Raw genomic sequence first — 17946 nt, forward strand, 5'->3', positions numbered from 1 at the left:
GCGGACGAGCCCGTACTACAGGGCGTAGTTGTCGTTGGCTTACGATCGGGCGGTGCTAGGACGAGCGCTGCTGAGGCTGGTGGACCTGCTCCCCGACCCGAGTCCGCGCGCGCAGCGGATCGCCGCCGCGTTCGTCATCCTCACCCAGGGCGGCATCGCCGTCACCGGCGCGATCGTCCGCGTCACCGCGTCGGGACTGGGTTGCCCGACGTGGCCGCAGTGCTTTCCGGGCAGCTTCACCCCGGTCGCGCACGCGGAGGTGCCGCGCGTCCACCAGGCCGTCGAATTCGGCAACCGGATGGTCACCTTCGCGGTGGTGATCGCCGCGATACTGGCCGTGCTGGCCGTGACCAGGGCGCGCCGCCGCGCCGAGGTCCTTGTCTACGCGTGGCTGATGCCGGTGTCGACGGTGGTGCAGGCGGTCATCGGCGGCATCACCGTGCGCACCGGGCTGCTGTGGTGGACGGTGGCCATCCACCTGCTGACGTCGATGACGATGGTGTGGCTGTCGGTGCTGCTCTACGTCAAGGTCGGCGAGCCCGACGACGGGGCGGTCCACGACCGGGTGGGCAGGCCGCTGCGGGCGCTGACGGCGCTGAGCGCGGTCGACCTGGCGGCGGTGCTGGTCACCGGCACGCTGGTCACCGCCGCCGGCCCGCACGCCGGTGACCGCAGCCCCAGCCGGACGGTGCCGCGGCTGAAGGTCGAGATCACCACGCTGGTGCACGCGCATTCGTCGCTGTTGGTGGCCTATCTGGCCCTGCTGGTCGGGCTGGGCTTCGGGCTGCTGGCGGTGGGCGCCGCGCGGGCCATCCTGCTGCGGCTCGGCGTGCTGGTCGCCCTGGTGTGCGCGCAGGCCGCTGTGGGCACCGCGCAATACTTCACCGGCGTACCCGCGGCCCTGGTCGCGGTCCACGTGGCCGGTGCAGCGGCGTGCACGGCGGCCACCGCGGCGCTATGGGCGTCTATGCGAGAGCGGGCCCAGCCCCAGCCGCTCGCACGCTGACTCCACCGCCAGCGCGAACCGGCGCTGGCCGAGGTCGCGGCTTTCGGCGTCCAGCCGGCGCCAGCCCAGCGACGGCTCCACCAGCTGCAGTTCGAGCAGCCGCGCGCCGAGCAGGTGGGCGCGGGCGTACAGCAATTCGCTCGGCACGACGCCCACCTGGGCCGCGGCGGCGGCCAGGGCGGCAGCGCCGACGTCCCACAGTTCGAAGTCGGGCTCGGCCATCGCTTCGCCGGCGCCGGTGAACGCGTGCGACGGCTCGCCGCCGAGGAACACCAGCACCGTCTCGGCGGCCGCGGCGCCCGGCTGCACCAGCGCGCTCCGCCCCGCCCCGTGCAACTCGGCGACGCGGGCGGCGGCCGCGGCCCGGTCGGCGCAACGACGGGTGCCGGTGCCGATCGACGGGCCGACGAAGACGTCACCGGTGCGTGGCAACCGGATTCGCGCGCCCGGCGCCACGACCTCGCCCGGCACCGTCGGCACCCCCCGACCCGCCAGGTCACCCAGGTAGCGCCGGTCGGCGTTCCAGGCGACGACGGCGGGGGCGTTGAGCAGGTTGGCCACGCCGGTGGTCCAGGCCAGGAACTCGTCGAGCCGGTCGGCGTAGTCGTGGGTGGCCCGCAGAATCACCAGGTCCGCGCGGCCGGCTTCCGGGTCGTCCCACGCCAACCAGCGCGCGTGCAGACCGCGCCGCCGCAGCGCGGGCACGAGCCCGGCGTCGTCCCCGTCCCCGGCGACCTGCCGCCGATAGCCGGCAAGCACGATGCGGGGATGGAAGACGTCCGGGCGGGCCAGCTTCATGTCCGGGCATGATATCCACATGCACGCGATCGAAGTCAGCGAAACCGGCGGGCCCGAGGTGCTGCGTTACGTCGAGGTGCCACAGCCCACGCCCGGCCCCGGCGAGGTGCTGATCAAGGCCGAGGCCATCGGCGTCAACTACATCGACACCTACTTCCGCTCCGGGCAATATCCGCGAGAGCTGCCGTTCATCCTCGGCTCGGAGATGTGCGGCACGGTCGTCGCCACCGGCGAGGGGGCCGACGGCTTTCACGAGGGCGAGCGGGTGGTGACCGCCACGGCGGCCGGCGGATACGCCGAATTCTCCACCGCCCCAGCGCCTTTCACCGCGAAGGTGCCGGACAACGTGACGTCGGAGGTGGCGGCCTCGGTGCTGCTGAAGGGCCTCACGGCGCATTACCTGCTGAAGTCGGTGTACCCGGTGCGCGGCGGCGACGCGGTGCTGGTGCACGCCGGCGCCGGCGGCGTCGGCCTGATCCTGACGCAGTGGGCCACCCTGCTCGGCGGCCGGGTGATCACCACGGTCTCCACCCCGGAGAAGGCGCGGATGTCCAAGGACGCCGGCGCCGCCGAGGTGCTCTCCTACCCCGACGACGCCGCCGAGTTCGGCCGGCGGGTCCGCGACCTGACCGGCGGCGCCGGGGTGGCGGCGGTGTACGACGGCGTGGGCGCGACGACGTTCGACGCCAGCCTGGCCAGCCTGGCCGTCCGCGGCACCCTGGCGCTGTTCGGCGCCGCCAGCGGACCCGTCCCGCCCGTCGACCCGCAGCGCCTCAACGCCGCCGGCTCCGTGTATCTGACCCGGCCCTCGCTGGTGCACTTCATCCGGACCGGCGACGAGTTCGGTTGGCGGGCAATCGAATTGTTCGACGCGATCGCCGGCGGCGCCCTCAGCATCGAAGTCGGCGGACGCTATCCGTTGTCCGAGGCGGCCCGCGCCCATCGGGACCTGCAGGGCCGCAAGACCGCGGGTTCCATTGTGCTGCTGCCCTAATCGCCGGAATCCCAGGTTCCCGGCACCATCGGCACCGTCGGGCCGCCGGGCCGACTCAGAACACGGTCGGCAGCGCGAAGGCCGAGTCGATCGCCAGCGCGCAGAACACCACCGCCAGATAGTTGTTGGACTGCAGGAACAGTCGCAGCGGCTTGACCGGCTCGCCGGCGCGCACCCCCGCGTACAGCTGGTGGGCCATCGCCAGGAACCACACCCCGGCCGCCGCCGCGACCGCCGCGTACAACCAGCCGGTGGCCAGCGCCAGCGCCAGCGTCGCCAGCACGGTCAGCCAGGTGTAGATCAGGATCTGCCTGGTGACCTGACGCTCGGTCGCCACCGCGGGCAGCATCGGAACGCCGGCCAGCTTGTAGTCGTCCTTGTAGCGCATCGCCAAAGCCCAGGTGTGCGGCGGCGTCCAGAAGAAGATGATCGCGAACATCACCAACGCCGGCCAGCCGATGGTGCCGGTGACGGCCGACCACCCGATCATCACCGGCATGCAGCCGGCCGCACCGCCCCACACCACGTTTTGCGACGTGCGGCGTTTGAGCACCAGCGTGTAGACGAACACGTAGAACGCGATGGTGGCGACGGCCAGCAGCCCCGACAGCAGGTTCGTCGTCCACCACAGCCAGAAGAACGAGCCCACGCTGAGCACCACCCCCAGCGCCAAGGCGTTTCGCGTCGGCACGGCGGCCCGCGCCAGCGGCCTGCGCGCGGTGCGCTTCATCACCTTGTCGATGTCGGCGTCGGCCACGCAGTTAAGCGTGTTGGCGCCCCCGGCCGCCAGCATCCCGCCGATCAACGTGTTGAGGATCAGCAGCGGGTTCACGGTGCCGCGGTGGGCGAGCAGCATCGCCGGTATCGCGGTGACCAGCAGCAGCTCGATGACCCGCGGCTTGGTCAGCGCCAGGTAGGCCAGCAGCGTGCCCGTCCCCGGCTGTCGCCGGGCCGCGCCGTGTGCTCGGCTCGGTATTCGGCTCGGCGCGACGCGCCCGCGAACGCTCACGCAATAACTCCTCGGGTCGCAGCAGCGCGCAGCATCTACTACGCACGATGGTAGACCGCGCACCCACCGCCGCGAGCCCCGAGGGTCTATTCACACAGAATTTCCCGCTTACGGGACGGATCGCAAAGTCCGGGTCGCCTGCGGGTCACCTTCGTCGCGGCCGGCGATGCCTACCCGAAATCCCGCGCTGCAAACGCCGGGCGTCCCGCACTAGGGTGAGATTGATCGGCGCTATCAATTCGGCCACCCCAAGGACTGACGCCTGTGACCACACTCGAAGAGATCTCCACGCTGACCCAACCGCGCCTCCCCGACGACTGGACCGAGATCGATTCGGCCGCGGTCGACACCGCCCGGGTGCTCGCCGCCGACGCCGTCCAAAAGGTCGGCAACGGCCACCCCGGGACGGCGATGAGCCTGGCCCCACTGGCCTACACCCTGTTCCAGCGCGCGATGCGCCACGACCCCAGCGACACCCACTGGCTGGGCCGGGACCGGTTCGTGCTGTCGGCCGGGCACAGCAGCCTGACGCTCTACATCCAGCTCTACCTGGGCGGGTTCGGCCTGGAGCTGTCCGACATCGAATCGCTGCGCACCTGGGGCTCCAAGACGCCCGGACACCCGGAGTTCCGGCACACCAAGGGCGTCGAGATCACCACCGGCCCGCTCGGCCAGGGCCTGGCGTCGGCGGTCGGGATGGCGATGGCGGCCCGCTACGAGCGGGGCCTGTTCGATCCGGACGCCGAGCCCGGAACCAGCCCGTTCGACCACTTCATCTACGTGATCGCCTCCGACGGGGACATCGAGGAGGGGGTGACCTCGGAGGCGTCGTCGCTGGCGGCCGTGCAGCAGCTGGGCAACCTCATCGTGTTCTACGACCACAACCAGATCTCGATCGAGGACGACACCAACATCGCGCTGTGCGAGGACACCGCCGCCCGCTACCGCGCCTACGGCTGGCACGTGCAGGAGGTGGAGGGCGGCGAGAACGTCGTCGCGATCGAGGAGGCCATCGCCAACGCCAAGGCCGCCACCGACCGGCCCTCGTTCGTCTCGCTGCGCACCATCATCGGCTACCCGGCGCCCAACCTGATGAACACCGGCAAGGCGCACGGCGCGGCCCTCGGCGACGACGAGGTCGCGGCCGTCAAGAGAATCCTGGGCTTCGATCCCGACAAGACGTTCGAGGTCCGCGAGGACGTCCTCACCCACACCCGGGGGCTGGTGGCGCGCGGCAAAGAGGCCCATGAGCGCTGGCAACCGGAGTTCGAGGCGTGGGCCGAGCGCGAACCGCAACGCAAGGCGCTGCTGGAGCGGTTGACCGCGCAAAAATTGCCCGACGGCTGGGACGCGGACATCCCGCACTGGGAGCCCGGGTCGAAGGCCCTGGCCACCCGGGCCGCGTCGGGTGAGGTGCTGTCGGCGGTGGGCCCGAAGCTGCCGGAGCTGTGGGGCGGCTCGGCCGACCTGGCGGGCAGCAACAACACCACCATGAAGGGCGTCGATTCCTTTGGCCCGCCGTCGATTTCGACCAAGGACTACACCGCGCACTGGTACGGCCGCACCCTGCATTTCGGTGTTCGCGAGCACGCGATGGGCGCCATCCTGTCCGGCATCGTGCTGCACGGACCCACCCGGGCCTACGGCGGCACGTTCCTGCAGTTCTCGGACTACATGCGCCCGGCGGTGCGGTTGGCGTCGCTGATGGACATCGACACCATCTACGTGTGGACGCACGATTCGATCGGGCTCGGCGAGGATGGCCCGACCCATCAGCCCATCGAGCACCTTTCGGCGCTGCGGGCCATCCCCCGCTTGTCGGTGGTACGCCCGGCCGACGCCAACGAGACGGCCTACGCGTGGCGCACGATCCTGGCCCGCGGCAACGGCAGCGGCCCGGTCGGCCTGATTTTGACCCGCCAGGGCGTACCGGTGCTGGAGGGCACCAACTTCGAGGGCGTCGGACGGGGCGGCTACATACTCGGTGACGATGGTGGTGACGAGCCCGACGTCGTGTTGATCGGCACCGGCTCCGAGGTCCAGCTCGCGGTCGAGGCGCAAAAGTTGTTGGCGGACAAGGACATCGTGGCGCGGGTGGTGTCGATGCCGTGCGTGGAGTGGTTCGAGTCGCAACCGTCCGACTACCGCGACAGCGTGCTGCCCCCGTCGGTCTCGGCTCGGGTGGCCGTCGAAGCCGGCGTCGCGCAATGCTGGCACAAGCTGGTCGGCGACACCGGCAGGATCGTGTCGATCGAGCACTACGGCGAATCCGCCGACTACAAGACGTTGTTCCGTGAGTTCGGCTTTACGGCCGAGGCCGTCGCCGCCGCCGCGGAACAGGTCGTCGATAACTGAGAAAGGGTGATTCACATGGCCGGTCAGAATCCTAACCTCGCGGCGTTGAGCGCCGCGGGGGTGTCCGTGTGGCTGGACGACTTGTCGCGGGAGCGGCTCAAGTCGGGCAACCTCCAGGAGCTGATAGACACCAAAAGCGTTGTCGGCGTGACGACCAACCCGTCGATCTTCCAGAAGGCGTTCGCCGAGGGCGACGCCTACGACGGCCAGATCGCCGAGCTGGCCGAGCGGGGCGCCGACGTCGATGCCACCGTGCGCACCGTCACCACCGACGACGTGCGCACCGCGTGCGACGTGCTGGCGCCGCAGTGGGAGGCCTCCGACGGGGTCGACGGCCGGGTGTCCATCGAGGTCGACCCGCGGCTGGCCGACGAGACCGACAAGACCATCGCGCAGGCCGTCGAGCTGTGGAAGATCGTCGACCGGCCCAACCTGTTCATCAAGATACCGGCGACGAAGGCCGGCCTCCCGGCCATCACCGCCGCTCTCGCGGAAGGGATTTCGGTCAACGTCACGCTGATTTTCTCCGTCGAGCGGCACCGCCTGGTGATGGACGCCTACCTGGCCGGGCTGGAGAAGGCCCGCGAAGCCGGGCACGACCTGTCCAAGATTCATTCGGTGGCATCGTTTTTCGTGTCGCGGGTGGACACCGAGATCGACAAGCGGCTGGAAAAGATCGGCTCCGCCGAGGCGCTCGCGCTGCGCGGCAAGGCCGGCGTGGCCAACGCCCGGCTGGCCTACGCCGCCTACCAGGAAGTCTTCGAGGGCGGCGACCGCTTCGAGGCGCTCAAGGGCGACGGCGCCCGCGTGCAGCGGCCGCTGTGGGCGTCGACGGGCGTCAAGAACCCCGAGTACGCCGACACCCTCTACGTTACCGAGCTGGTCGCGGCCAACACGGTAAACACCATGCCGGAGAAGACAATCGACGCGGTCGCCGACCACGGGGTTGTCAAGGGTGACACCGTCAGCGGCACCGCCGCGGCCGCGCAGGAGGTGTTCGACAAGCTGGCGGCGGTCGGGATCGACCTCCCCGACGTCTTCGTGGTGCTGGAGCAAGAAGGCGTGGACAAGTTCGTGGAGTCCTGGACCGAGCTGTTGGAGGAGACACAGAAGCAACTGGGTTCCGCCGGCAAATGAGCCCGGCGAGCTCCAAGCCGGGCGCCCGCGGCGGCCAGTGGCAGAACCCGCTGCGGGACAAGAAGGATAAGCGGCTACCCAGGATCGCCGGCCCGTGCGGCATGGTGATCTTCGGCGTCACCGGCGATCTGGCCCGCAAGAAGGTGATGCCGGCCATCTACGACCTGGCCAATCGCGGGCTGCTGCCGCCCACCTTCTCCCTGGTGGGCTTCGCCCGGCGGGACTGGGAAACCCAGGATTTCCGCAAGGTGGTCTACCAGGCCGTCAAGGAGCACTGCCGTACGCCGTTCCGGCAGGAGAACTGGGAACGGCTGGCCGAGGGATTCCGTTTCGTGCCGGGCTCTTTCGACGACGACGTCGCGTTCGCCCGGCTCGCCGAGACGCTGGACAAGCTCGACGCCGAACGCGGCACCGGCGGCAATCACGCCTTCTACCTGGCGATCCCGCCCAAGTCCTTCCCGGTGGTGTGCGACCAGCTGCACAAATCCGGGCTGGCCCGCCCGCAGGGCGACAGGTGGAGCCGGGTGGTCATCGAAAAGCCGTTCGGCCACGACCTGGAAAGCGCGCAGGCCCTGAACAAGGCCGTCAACGCCGTCTTCCCGGAGGAGGCGGTGTTCCGGATCGACCACTACCTGGGCAAGGAGACGGTGCGCAACATCCTGGCGCTGCGCTTCGCCAACCAGTTGTTCGACCCGATCTGGAACTCCCACTACGTCGACCACGTGCAGATCACCATGGCCGAAGACATCGGGCTGGGCGGGCGCGCCGGCTACTACGACGGCATCGGCGCCGCCCGCGACGTCATCCAGAACCATCTCATGCAGCTGCTGGCGCTGACCGCGATGGAAGAGCCCGTCAGCTTCCAGCCGTTCGCGCTGCAGACCGAGAAGATCAAGGTGCTGTCGGCGACCCAACTGGCCGAACCGCTCGACGAGACCACCAGCCGCGGCCAGTACACCGGGGGTTGGCAGGGCGGCGAGAAGGTCGTCGGGCTGCTCGACGAAGAGGGGTTCGCCAAGGACTCCACCACGGAGACGTTCGCGGCCATCACGCTCGAGGTCGACACCCGCCGCTGGGCCGGCGTGCCGTTCTACCTGCGAACCGGTAAACGCTTGGGCCGCAGGGTCACCGAGATCGCGCTGGTCTTCAAACGCGCGCCGCATCTGCCGTTCGACGCGACGATGACCGACGAGTTGGGCGCCAACGCCATGGTCATCCGGGTGCAGCCGGACGAGGGGACGACCCTGCGGTTCGGCTCCAAGGTGCCGGGCACCGCGATGGAGGTCCGCGACGTCAACATGGACTTCTCCTACGGGTCGGCGTTCGCCGAGGAGTCACCCGAGGCCTACGAACAGCTGATCCTCGATGTGCTGCTCGGCGAGCCATCCCTGTTCCCGGTCAACGCGGAGGTCGAAATGGCGTGGGAGATACTCGATCCCGTCCTGGATAACTGGGCGGCGCACGGCAAGCCCGATCCCTATGAGGCCGGCACCTGGGGCCCGGAGTCCTCCTTCGAAATGCTGCGCCGCACGGGGCGGGAATGGCGGCGCCCATGATCGTCGATCTGCCCGACACCACCACCACCGCGGTCAACAAGAAGCTGGACGAGCTTCGCGAAAGGATCGGCGCCGTCACGATGGGGCGGGTGCTGACGCTGCTCATCGCGCCGGACAGCGACGGTGTGCTGGAAGAGTCGCTCAAGGCCGCCAACGACGCCAGCCACGAACACCCCAGCCGGATCATCGTCACGATGCGCGGCGACCCGTACGCCGACGAGCCGCGTCTGGACGCGCAGCTGCGCGCGGGTGGCGACACCGGCGCCGGCGAGGTGGTGATCCTGACGCTGTCCGGGCCGCTCGCCGGCCATGCCGCCAGCGTCGTGATCCCGTTTCTGCTCCCGGACATTCCGGTGGTGGCGTGGTGGCCCGACGTCGCGCCGCGGCTGCCCGCCCAAGACCCGTTGGGCAAGTTGGCAATCCGGCGCATCACCGACGCCACCAACGGCATCGATCCGTTGTCGGCGATCAGGAGCCGGCTCTCCGGATACACTCCCGGCGACACCGATTTGTGCTGGGCCCGTATCACCTACTGGCGCGCGCTGCTGGCCTCGGCCGTCGACCAGCCGCCCCACGAACCGATCGAGTCGGCACTGGTTTCCGGCCTGAAGACCGAGCCCGCCCTCGACATACTGGCGGGCTGGCTGGCCGGCCGGATCGACGGCCCCGTGCGCCGGGCGGTCGGCGAACTCAAGGTCGAGTTGGTCCGCAGGAGCGAGACCATCGTGTTGAGCCGGCCCCAGGAGGGCAGGACGGCCACCCTGAGCCGCACGGCCAAGCCGGACGCCTTGGTTCCGTTGGCGCGCAGGGAAACCGGGGAATGCCTGGCGGAGGATCTGCGACGGCTGGACGCCGACGAGATCTACCTGACGGCGCTGGAAGGCATCAAAAAGGTGGAGTACGTGTGAACAAAGTCATCGAGATCTTCCCGAACAGCGAGGCCTTGGTGGAGGCCGGCGGCAGGCGCCTGGTCGACGCCATCCAGGCCGCGGTGGCGGCCAGGGGACGGGCGCTGGTCGTCCTGACCGGCAGCGGCAACGGTATCGCGCTGCTGCGCTACCTCAGCAAAGCGCCGCGGCAGATCGACTGGTCCGCGGTGCATCTGTTCTGGGGCGACGAACGCTACGTGCCCGAGGACGACGACGAACGAAACGAGAAGCAGGCGCGAGTGGCCTTGCTCGATCAGATCGACATCCCGTCGAGCAACGTGCACCCCATGCCGGCCAGCGACGGCGAATTCGGCACCGATGTCGCCGCCGCGGCGCTGTCTTACGCGCAGCTGCTGGCCGCCAACGCCGAATCCGGCGATCCGGCGCCGAATTTCGATGTTCACCTGCTCGGAGTGGGGCCCGAGGGCCACATCAACTCGGTTTTCCCGCACACGCCGGCCGTGCTCGAAGCCACCCGCATGGTGGTCGAAGTCGAGGATTCTCCGAAACCGCCACCGCGACGAATAACCTTCACCATGCCGGCGGTGCAACGCTCGCGCGACGTCTTGCTGCTGGTGTCCGGGGCGGAGAAAGCCGATGCGGTGGCCGCCGCGATCGGTGGCGCCGACCCCGTTGTGATCCCGGCCGCCGGTGCCGTCGGGCTCGAGAACACGATCTGGCTGCTCGACGAGGACGCCGCGTCCCAGCTCCCCCGCTGATTCCGGGCGCCGGGCGTCACGCCAGCGTCACGCCAGCGTGACCGTCGGCGTCGAACGCCACGCTGGCGTGACGCTGGGCGCAACGAACATAATTGCCCTCATGGCAGACAGAACCGTGCGCGGCGGGCCCGAGCGGAGCCGGATCAAGACCCTCACCCAGGCCGCCTTGAACGCCGACAAGACCGTCGAGCAGGTCGAAGACGTTCTCGACGGCCTGAGCAGGACGATGAAGGAGCTGAACAGCTCGCTGTCGGCCTTGAACGCCACGGTCGAACGCATGGAGACCGGTCTGGATCACCTCGACGGCACCCTCGGTAGCCTGGACGATCTCGCCAAGCGGCTGATCGTCCTCGTCGAGCCGGTGGAGGCCATCGTTCAGCGGATTGACGACATGGTGAAGGTGGGCGAGACGATGATGTCCCCGCTGTCGGTCACCGAGCACGCGGTGCGCGGCGTGCTGGACAGGCTGCGCAACCGGACGGTGCGGTAGACGGTTGGCTGAGGCCGCCCCGCCGCCGACCGGCGAAACCCTTACCCGCTGTTTCGGAGCGCGCTGGCCAATCCGTTCATCGTCAGCAGGATCCCGCGCCGCACCAATTCGTCGTCGTCGCCCGAGCGGTAGCGGCGGAGCAACTCCACCTGCAGGTGGTTCAGCGGCTCCAGATACGGGAACCGGTTGAACACCGAACGGGCCAGCGCCGGGTTGTCGGCGAGCAGGTCGTCGTGACCGGTGATGAGCTTGTGCATGGCGATGGTGCGCCGGTGCTCGTCGACGATCTTCCCGAACACCCTGTGCCGCAACGACTCGTCGGCCACCAGCTCGGCGTAGCGGGCCGCCAGGCCCAGATCGCTTTTGGCCAGCACCTGCGCCATGTTCGACAGCACACTGCGAAAGAACGGCCACCGCCGATACAGCTCGTGCAGCATCTCCACCCGCGCGGTCTCGCTTTGGGGCCCCGCCGCGATCCACCGCTCGAACGCCGATCCGCTGCCATACCAACCCGGCAGCATCACCCGCGACTGGCTCCAGGCCAGCACCCACGGGATGGCGCGCAGGTCTGAGATGGAGGAGGTGGGTCTGCGTGAGGTCGGCCGGCTGCCGATGTTCAGCGAGCCGATCTCGCTGACCGGCGTGGAGGCGGTGAAGTACTCGACGAAACCCGGTGTCTCGTGGACCAATTCGGCGTAGGCGCGGTGCGCGAGCGTAGCCACCTCGTCGAGCACCGCGTAGGCGGATTCCGCCGCGTCGCCCAGGCCCTCGACATCCAGCAGTGTCGATTCCACGGTGGCCGCGACCAAGCTCTCCAGATTGCGTCGCGCCAGTTGCGGCTCGGCGTATTTGGCGGCGATGACCTCACCCTGCTCGGTGAGCCGCAGCGAGCCGTTCACCGCTCCCGGCGGTTGCGCCAGGATGGCTTCGTAGCTGGGGCCGCCGCCGCGGCCGACGGTGCCGCCGCGACCGTGGAAGAGCCGCAACCGTACTCCGGTTTTGCGGGCCACCTCGACGAGGGTGAGCTCGGCCCGGTAGACGGCCCAGTTGGCGGCCAGATACCCGCCGTCCTTGTTGGAGTCGGAGTAGCCGAGCATGACTTCCTGGCATCCGCCCCGGGCGTCCACCAGCGATCGGTAGAGCGGCAGGTCCAGCATCGCCTGGAGAATCGTCGCCCCGTTGTGCAGGTCGCCGATCGTCTCGAACAGCGGCGAGATGCCCACCGGGCAATAGGGTTCGGGCCCGGAGGCGTCCACCAGGCCGGCCTCCTTCAACAGGATCGCGGCCTCCAACACGTCCGACACCGATTGGCACATCGAGATGACGTAGTTCGGCACCGCCGCCGCGCCGTAGAGCTCGACGGCGCGGGCGGCGGCGGTGAGGACGCCCAGCTCACCGCGGGCCAGGTCGGACAGTTGGGCGAGGTCGCCGACCAACGGGCGGCGGGTGCCGAGCTCGCCCGCCAGCAGCTCGACCCGTTCGCCTTCGGGCAGCGAGCCGTAGTCCGGATGCACCCCTGCCCAGGCCAGCAGCTCGCCGACCACCTCTTCGTGCACGTCGGAGTTCTGCCGCATGTCCAGGCCGGACAGGTGAAAACCGAAGACGTGCACGCTTTCTCGCAAACGCGCGAGCCGATCGTCGGCCAACAGCGCGCTGCCGTGGGTGCGCAGCGAAGCGTCGACGACGTCGAGGTCGGCCCGCAGTTCGGGCGGCGTGGAGTACGGCGGCAGGCCCAGGTCCAGCTCGTGCTGCGGCCGCCGGTCCAGGATCTCGGCGGCCGTGGCGCTGAGCCGGCCGCGGATCACCCGCAGCGCGCGCCGGTAGGGCTCGTCGGCGCGGGCCGCCTCCTGGCAGCCGTCGGCCAGCGCGGTCAATTCGGGGGTGACGGTGATGAGCCGCGCCGACATCGACAGCTCCTGCTCGAGATGGGTCAGCTCGGAAAGGTAGTGCGCCAGCGCGGTGAACGCGGCGCTGCCGGTGGCCCGCCGCACGACGTCGGCGGTGACGTTCGGGTTTCCGTCGCGGTCACCGCCGATCCAGGAACCGGGTTGCAGAATGGGCTCCGAGAGCAGGCCGTCGGCATCGGGCCAGCGGGCCCGCAACGCGTCACGCACCTCGGCGTTGACCTGCGGGATCACCTGGAACAACGCTGCCGGGTAATAGCGCAGCCCCACGTCGATCTCGTCGGTGATCTGCAGCCGGGACAGCCGGATCAGCGCGGTCTGCCACAGCGTGAGGACCTGGCGGCGCAGCTCGAGTTCGATGTTTCGGCCGTGGTCGGTCTCGGTGTGCCCGGCGGCGTGCAACCGCATCAACTCGGTGATCCGGTGCTGGGTGACGAACACGGTGCGCCGACGGGTTTCGGTCGGATGCGCGGTGATCACCGGCGACACCAGCGCACCCTCGAGGGCCGCGGCGACGGTGGCCGAATTCAGCTCTGCCTGATCGAGTTTCGCGTAGGTGGCGGCCAGGCTGCTGTCCTGCGGCGGCTCGCCGGCGGCGACGTGAATGGCGCGGCGGCGCTCGCGGTGGATGTCTTCGGCCACGTTGGCCAGCAGCGCGAAGTGACTGAACGCCCGGATGACCGGGATGGCCAGGTGGATGTCGAGCCCAGAGAACATCCGCGACATCTCGGCACGGTCGATCTCGGAGCGCCGCACCCGGAAGGATTCCACCCGCGCGCGTTCGACGAGGTCGAACACCTCGTCGCCGTTCTGCTCGCGCACGGTGTCGCCGAGGATGGCGCCCAGCAGCCTGATGTCGGCGCGCATCGGCTCGGTCGCCTCGCGGCCGAGCCGGGTCCGCCGGACGCCACCGATCGGTGCCAGCGCGGTGTCGGAGGCCTCAGCCATGCGTCCCAGTATCGACGCGGATCGCGCGGTCCGCCCGCCGACCGCCAGGCGTCAGCGGTATTTGATCAGCAGGGCAATGCCGACGATGCAAACCAGCCAGATGCCCGTGAGGAAGAGCGTCAACCGGTCCAGGTTCTTCTCCACCACGGTGGACCCGGACAGGCTCGACTGCACGCCACCGCCGAACAGCGTCGACAGGCCGCCCCCCTTGGCGCGGTGCAGCAGCACCAGCAACACCACCAGCACGCTGGTGATGACCAGGGTGATCTGCAGGGCCAATTCCATGGGGGCCACCCTACCTGTTATGCCTCACCCCAGAGCGACCGCGGTCCGGTCGAGGTGTTCGAGCCGGCGCCGGACGCCGTCGATCAGCGCCACCGGCTCCGCGCCGGCGTCCACCGCCGAGCTGACCGCGGTGATGGCGTCCACGGTGTCTTCCAGTTCGATGGCGGCCGGAATGACCCGCAAGGCCAGTGAGCTCACCATCAGCGGTTCCAGCGCGGCGGCCTCGGCCGTCGCACGCACCTGATGGGCGAGCCGGTAGGCGTCGTCTCGGGAAGATTGCCAACGCCGGCGTTGGCCGGCCGGTTTGACCGCCTCGCCGAAATAGCCGTGAGCCGCTGCCAGCGCCGACGACAACCGCGCGTAGGCCGGAAACCGCCGAGCCCCCGGCCACAACAGGTAGCCGAACACGACCGCCACCGCGGCGCCGATCAGCGTGTCGACCAGCCGAAGCGTGGGCGCCACCGGGTCCACGTGGCCGATCGATTGCGATAGCAACGCGGCGGTGGTGATTCCGATCACGCTGAGGCCGTACAGCTTCGGCGCCGCAAGCACGACAAACCCCAGCGCCAGCGCGGTTGCGGCCACCAGCGGCAGCCCGGAGGAGAAGACAGCCAGCAATCCCGTCGCGAGCAGCGCACCGGCCAACGTGCCGAAGATCCGGTTCACCGTGCGCACGAACACCGAGGCGTATTCGGGCCGCACGATGACGGCCGTGGTCAACGGCAGCCAGAACGAGTGCGCCCGCTCGTGCATGGCGACCGTGATGCCGGTGGCCACACCAAGGCACAGTCCGATGCGCACCCCGTTGGACAGGGCGGTATGAGAGGTGGCAGCGCGGATCAGCGCCGACAGCCGACGCGTCGCCGGCACCGGCGCACCCGGGCGGGCCGGTGCGGGACCGAGCGCATCGGCCAGCTCCAGCAAACCCGGATCCCCGCCGGCGTCATCGGCCGAAAAGTCGACCGACACCGGCGTGGCGGCCCGAATCTGGTTCCCGGCCCGGCGAATCGCCGCGATGGCATCGTCGGGCACCGGCCGGCCCTGCGCGTACAACGTCGCCGCCGCGAAGGCCACCAGGTCCGCCTGCCTGCGGTCCCGGGTGTCGCGTACGACGGCCGATGCGGCGGCCAACCGGGTGCGGGCCGGACCGGCTTCGTCGGTGCCGATCGCCGCGCACAGGTCCGCGGCCGCGGAGTACACCCGCGCCACCGCTCGACGTTCCGGTACACCGCGCCGCAACGCCCACGGCGCCACCACGGCCACCGCGCCGACGGTGGTGCCGGCCAGGTACCACAACGCCTGCTGCCACCACGGCAGCGACGACCCGCCGAACTGGCCGAACGCCACACCGACGGACAGCATCATCCCGAACGCGGGTGCGCTCGGCCCAACTCCGCCCACCATCCCCGAGATCACACCCGCGGCAGCCGCCGTGAGGATCAGCCCGGCGCCGAAGCCGTGCAGCGGCAGCGCACCCACGCTGATCCCGAGTGCGCCGCCGACGGCCTGGGCCATCCACGCCCGCCACCGGGTGCGGTAGAACCCGGTGGCAAGAAAGCCGACGGCGCAGGCCGCCCCGAGGTACGCGAGCCCGACAACCTGAAGATCTCCGGTCACCACACCGGCGCCGGCGATGAGCGCCGCGGTCGCCATCGCCCACACGGCGGGCCCCAGGGCCCACGGCGCGCCGGCCGGGCGCAGCGCCGCGGCAACGCTTTGGCCTAGCGCCGCAAGGTAATCCATCGTTCGGTGTTGGTCGTCGGCGGGCTTACGGCAACCCCACGAAAGCCTAAGGCAGCGGCCCACCGGCGGCGATGGCCGCCAGGGTCGCGAACTGTTCGCCGTCCAGCGATGCCCCGCCGACCAGCGCCCCGTCGATGTCCTCCTGGGCGACGATGTCGCCGATGTTTTTCGCGTTCACCGAGCCCCCGTAGAGCACCCGGACGGAGTCGGCGACCTTTGGCGAGGCGAGGGACGCCAGCTCCTTCCGGACCGCCCCGCACACCTCTTGAGCATCGGACGCGCTGGCCACCCGCCCGGTTCCGATCGCCCACACCGGCTCGTAGGCGATGACGACGTTGCCGATCTGCTCGCTCGACAGGCCGGCCAGCGAGCCGCGCAGCTGCCCCTCGCAGTGGCTCACATGCTCGCCCGCCTCCCGGACGTCCAGGTGCTCGCCGATGCAGACGATCGGGGTCAATCCGTTCTTGAGCGCGGCGGCGGCCTTGGCGGCCACCAGCGCGTCGTCCTCGTTGTGGTACGTGCGCCGTTCGGAGTGCCCGACGACGACGAAGCTGCACCCCAGTTTGGCCAGGAAGGCGCCGCTGATGTCGCCGGTGTAGGCGCCCGAGTCGTGCTGGGACAGGTCCTGGGCCCCGTAGGTCAGGCGCAGCTTGTCGCCGTCCACCAGCGTTTGCACGCTGCGCAGGTCGGTGAACGGCGGCAGAACGGTGACGTCGACCCTGTCGTAGTACTTGTCCGGCAGCGCGAACGCGACCTTTTGCACCAGCGCGATCGCCTCGAAGTGATTGAGGTTCATCTTCCAGTTGCCGGCGATCAGTGGCTTGCGGCTCACGCGTCCCCTCCACTTGGTTGCGGGCGGCCGAGCACCTCGATGCCCGGCAACGTCTTGCCCTCCAGGTATTCCAACGATGCGCCGCCGCCGGTGGAGATGTGCGAAAAGTCGCCCTCGGGGATGCCAAGCGCGCGCACCGCGGCCGCGGAATCCCCGCCGCCCACCACGCTGAACGCGCCCTTGCCGGTCGCCGCGGCGATCGCGTCGGCGACGCCCTTGGTGCCGGCGGCGAACGCCGGGAACTCGAACACGCCCATCGGGCCGTTCCAGAAGATGGTCTCGGCGTTGGACAACAACGCGGCGAACCGTTCGACCGATCCGGGCCCGATGTCCAGGCCGATCAGATCGCCGGGGATGGCGTCGACCGGGACGGTGTGCGGCGGCGAATCGGCGGCGAACTTCTCGGCCACCACGATGTCCATCGGCAGTCGCAGCACGTCGACGTAGGTGTCCAGCAGCCGGCGGCAGGTATCCACCATCTCGGTTTCCAGCAGCGACTTGCCCACCGAAAGGCCCTGCGCGGCAAGGAACGTGAAGCACATGCCGCCGCCGATCACGATGCTGTCGGCCCTGGTGGCCAGCGACTCGATGACACCGAGCTTGTCGGACACCTTCGACCCGCCGAGCACGACCGCGTAGGGACGGGTGGTCGAGCTGGTCAGCTGCTCCAGCACTCGGATCTCCTCGGCGACCAGCGTGCCGGCGTAGTGCGGCAGCAGGGTGGCGATGTCGTACACGGAGGCCTGCTTGCGGTGCACCACCCCGAAGCCGTCGGAGACGAAAGCGCCCGTCGGCCCGACCAATTCGGCCAGTTGCCGGGCCAGCGCCAGCCGCTCACCGTCGTCCTTGCTGGTCTCGCGCGGGTCGAAGCGGACGTTTTCCAGCAGCAGGATGTCGCCGTCGGTCAGTCCCTCGGCCCGGGCCAGCGCGTCGGCGCCGACGACATCACCGGCCAGCTGCACGTGCCGGCCCAGTTGCTCGGCGAGCGCCGCGGCCACCGGCGCCAGCGACAGCTTCGGGTCGGGCCCGTCCTTGGGACGGCCCAGGTGCGCGGCCACCACCACCCTGGCGCCGGCCTCGATCAGCCCCTTCAACGTCGGCACCGACGCGGCGATCCGGCCCGGGTCGGTGATCTCACCGGTATCGAAGTCGAGCGGCACGTTCAGATCTGAGCGCACCAGCACGCCCCGGCCCGAAACACCTTCGGACAGAAGGTCTTTGAGGGAAGGGATGGACACTGG

Annotated in this window: 15 protein-coding genes; 8 read left to right on the forward strand and 7 right to left on the reverse strand. The window is 69.8% G+C overall.

Going from position 1 to position 17946, the window contains the following annotated elements; genetic code table 11:
* Positions 1–34 precede the first annotated feature (34 nt).
* Positions 35–1006, forward strand: a complete 972-nt coding sequence (locus G6N25_RS00120; protein ID WP_372506868.1) for a COX15/CtaA family protein — start codon at positions 35–37, stop codon at positions 1004–1006.
* On the opposite strand, the gene G6N25_RS00125 is transcribed toward G6N25_RS00120, so the two are convergent.
* Positions 956–1804, reverse strand: a complete 849-nt coding sequence (locus tag G6N25_RS00125) for a hypothetical protein (RefSeq protein ID WP_083074354.1) — start codon at positions 1802–1804, stop codon at positions 956–958. The two genes, G6N25_RS00120 and G6N25_RS00125, sit on opposite strands and share 51 nt — an antisense overlap.
* 19 nt (positions 1805–1823) lie before the next feature.
* On the opposite strand from G6N25_RS00125, the gene G6N25_RS00130 reads away from it, so the two are divergent.
* Entirely contained in the window at positions 1824–2798 is a 975-nt protein-coding gene (locus tag G6N25_RS00130; RefSeq protein ID WP_083074353.1) for a quinone oxidoreductase family protein, read from the forward strand.
* A 55-nt stretch (positions 2799–2853) separates the two neighbouring features.
* Here G6N25_RS00130 and G6N25_RS00135 read toward each other — a convergent pair whose 3' ends face one another.
* Positions 2854–3807 (reverse strand): heme o synthase, encoded by a 954-nt coding sequence (locus tag G6N25_RS00135; RefSeq protein WP_083074352.1) that lies wholly within the window; start codon positions 3805–3807, stop codon positions 2854–2856.
* Positions 3808–4071: 264 nt separating this feature from the next.
* Between G6N25_RS00135 and tkt the strand changes: the two genes are divergently transcribed.
* The 6 genes from tkt to G6N25_RS00165 all read left to right on the forward strand — a co-directional run bounded on the left by tkt (position 4072) and on the right by G6N25_RS00165 (position 10993).
* Positions 4072–6162 carry a transketolase gene (gene tkt / locus G6N25_RS00140; protein ID WP_083074351.1) on the forward strand — a complete coding sequence of 697 codons (2091 nt, stop codon included), beginning with the start codon at positions 4072–4074 and terminating at the stop codon, positions 6160–6162.
* A gap of 15 nt (positions 6163–6177) precedes the next feature.
* The gene (gene tal / locus G6N25_RS00145; RefSeq protein ID WP_083074350.1) at positions 6178–7299 is read left to right on the forward strand and encodes a transaldolase; all 1122 of its coding nucleotides are present in this window, start codon (positions 6178–6180) and stop codon (positions 7297–7299) included.
* Positions 7296–8855, forward strand: a complete 1560-nt coding sequence (gene zwf, locus G6N25_RS00150; protein WP_083074349.1) for a glucose-6-phosphate dehydrogenase — start codon at positions 7296–7298, stop codon at positions 8853–8855. Before tal ends, zwf begins: the two co-directional genes overlap by 4 nt.
* Positions 8852–9763: a glucose-6-phosphate dehydrogenase assembly protein OpcA gene (opcA, locus tag G6N25_RS00155; RefSeq protein ID WP_083074373.1), complete on the forward strand. Its 912-nt coding sequence runs from the start codon at positions 8852–8854 to the stop codon at positions 9761–9763. Before zwf ends, opcA begins: the two co-directional genes overlap by 4 nt.
* The gene (pgl, locus tag G6N25_RS00160; RefSeq protein ID WP_083074348.1) at positions 9760–10503 is read left to right on the forward strand and encodes a 6-phosphogluconolactonase; all 744 of its coding nucleotides are present in this window, start codon (positions 9760–9762) and stop codon (positions 10501–10503) included. Before opcA ends, pgl begins: the two co-directional genes overlap by 4 nt.
* 91 nt (positions 10504–10594) lie before the next feature.
* Positions 10595–10993, forward strand: coding sequence for an ATPase (locus G6N25_RS00165; protein WP_142272654.1), 399 nt, complete (start codon positions 10595–10597; stop codon positions 10991–10993).
* A gap of 41 nt (positions 10994–11034) precedes the next feature.
* Here the strand turns inward: G6N25_RS00165 and ppc are convergent, their stop codons facing one another.
* The 5 genes from ppc to G6N25_RS00190 are packed head-to-tail and all read right to left on the reverse strand — an operon-like array spanning position 11035 to position 17943.
* Positions 11035–13845 (reverse strand): phosphoenolpyruvate carboxylase, encoded by a 2811-nt coding sequence (gene ppc, locus G6N25_RS00170; RefSeq protein WP_083074346.1) that lies wholly within the window; start codon positions 13843–13845, stop codon positions 11035–11037.
* 51 nt (positions 13846–13896) lie between these two features.
* On the reverse strand, positions 13897–14130 hold the full coding sequence (gene secG / locus G6N25_RS00175) for a preprotein translocase subunit SecG (RefSeq protein WP_083074345.1): 234 nt from the start codon (positions 14128–14130) through the stop codon (positions 13897–13899).
* 24 nt (positions 14131–14154) lie between these two features.
* Positions 14155–15873, reverse strand: coding sequence for an FUSC family protein (locus G6N25_RS00180; protein ID WP_083074344.1), 1719 nt, complete (start codon positions 15871–15873; stop codon positions 14155–14157).
* 46 nt (positions 15874–15919) lie between these two features.
* Positions 15920–16705 (reverse strand): triose-phosphate isomerase, encoded by a 786-nt coding sequence (gene tpiA / locus G6N25_RS00185; protein ID WP_083074343.1) that lies wholly within the window; start codon positions 16703–16705, stop codon positions 15920–15922.
* Positions 16702–17943 carry a phosphoglycerate kinase gene (locus G6N25_RS00190; protein ID WP_083074342.1) on the reverse strand — a complete coding sequence of 414 codons (1242 nt, stop codon included), beginning with the start codon at positions 17941–17943 and terminating at the stop codon, positions 16702–16704. Before G6N25_RS00190 ends, tpiA begins: the two co-directional genes overlap by 4 nt.
* Positions 17944–17946 lie beyond the last annotated feature (3 nt).

Origin of the sequence: Mycobacterium heidelbergense (genome assembly GCF_010730745.1) — a bacterium.
GTDB lineage: Bacteria > Actinomycetota > Actinomycetes > Mycobacteriales > Mycobacteriaceae > Mycobacterium > Mycobacterium heidelbergense.

Excerpts from the sequence above, each read along its gene's own strand:
- ppc (WP_083074346.1), bottom strand. The coding sequence starts at position 13,845 with ATGGCTGAGGCCTCCGACACCGCGCTGGCACCGATCGGTGGCGTCCGG.
- G6N25_RS00125 (WP_083074354.1), bottom strand. The coding sequence starts at position 1,804 with ATGAAGCTGGCCCGCCCGGACGTCTTCCATCCCCGCATCGTGCTTGCC.
- zwf (WP_083074349.1), top strand. The coding sequence starts at position 7,296 with ATGAGCCCGGCGAGCTCCAAGCCGGGCGCCCGCGGCGGCCAGTGGCAG.
- tal (WP_083074350.1), top strand. The coding sequence starts at position 6,178 with ATGGCCGGTCAGAATCCTAACCTCGCGGCGTTGAGCGCCGCGGGGGTG.
- secG (WP_083074345.1), bottom strand. The coding sequence starts at position 14,130 with ATGGAATTGGCCCTGCAGATCACCCTGGTCATCACCAGCGTGCTGGTG.
- G6N25_RS00180 (WP_083074344.1), bottom strand. The coding sequence starts at position 15,873 with ATGGATTACCTTGCGGCGCTAGGCCAAAGCGTTGCCGCGGCGCTGCGC.
- opcA (WP_083074373.1), top strand. The coding sequence starts at position 8,852 with ATGATCGTCGATCTGCCCGACACCACCACCACCGCGGTCAACAAGAAG.
- G6N25_RS00130 (WP_083074353.1), top strand. The coding sequence starts at position 1,824 with ATGCACGCGATCGAAGTCAGCGAAACCGGCGGGCCCGAGGTGCTGCGT.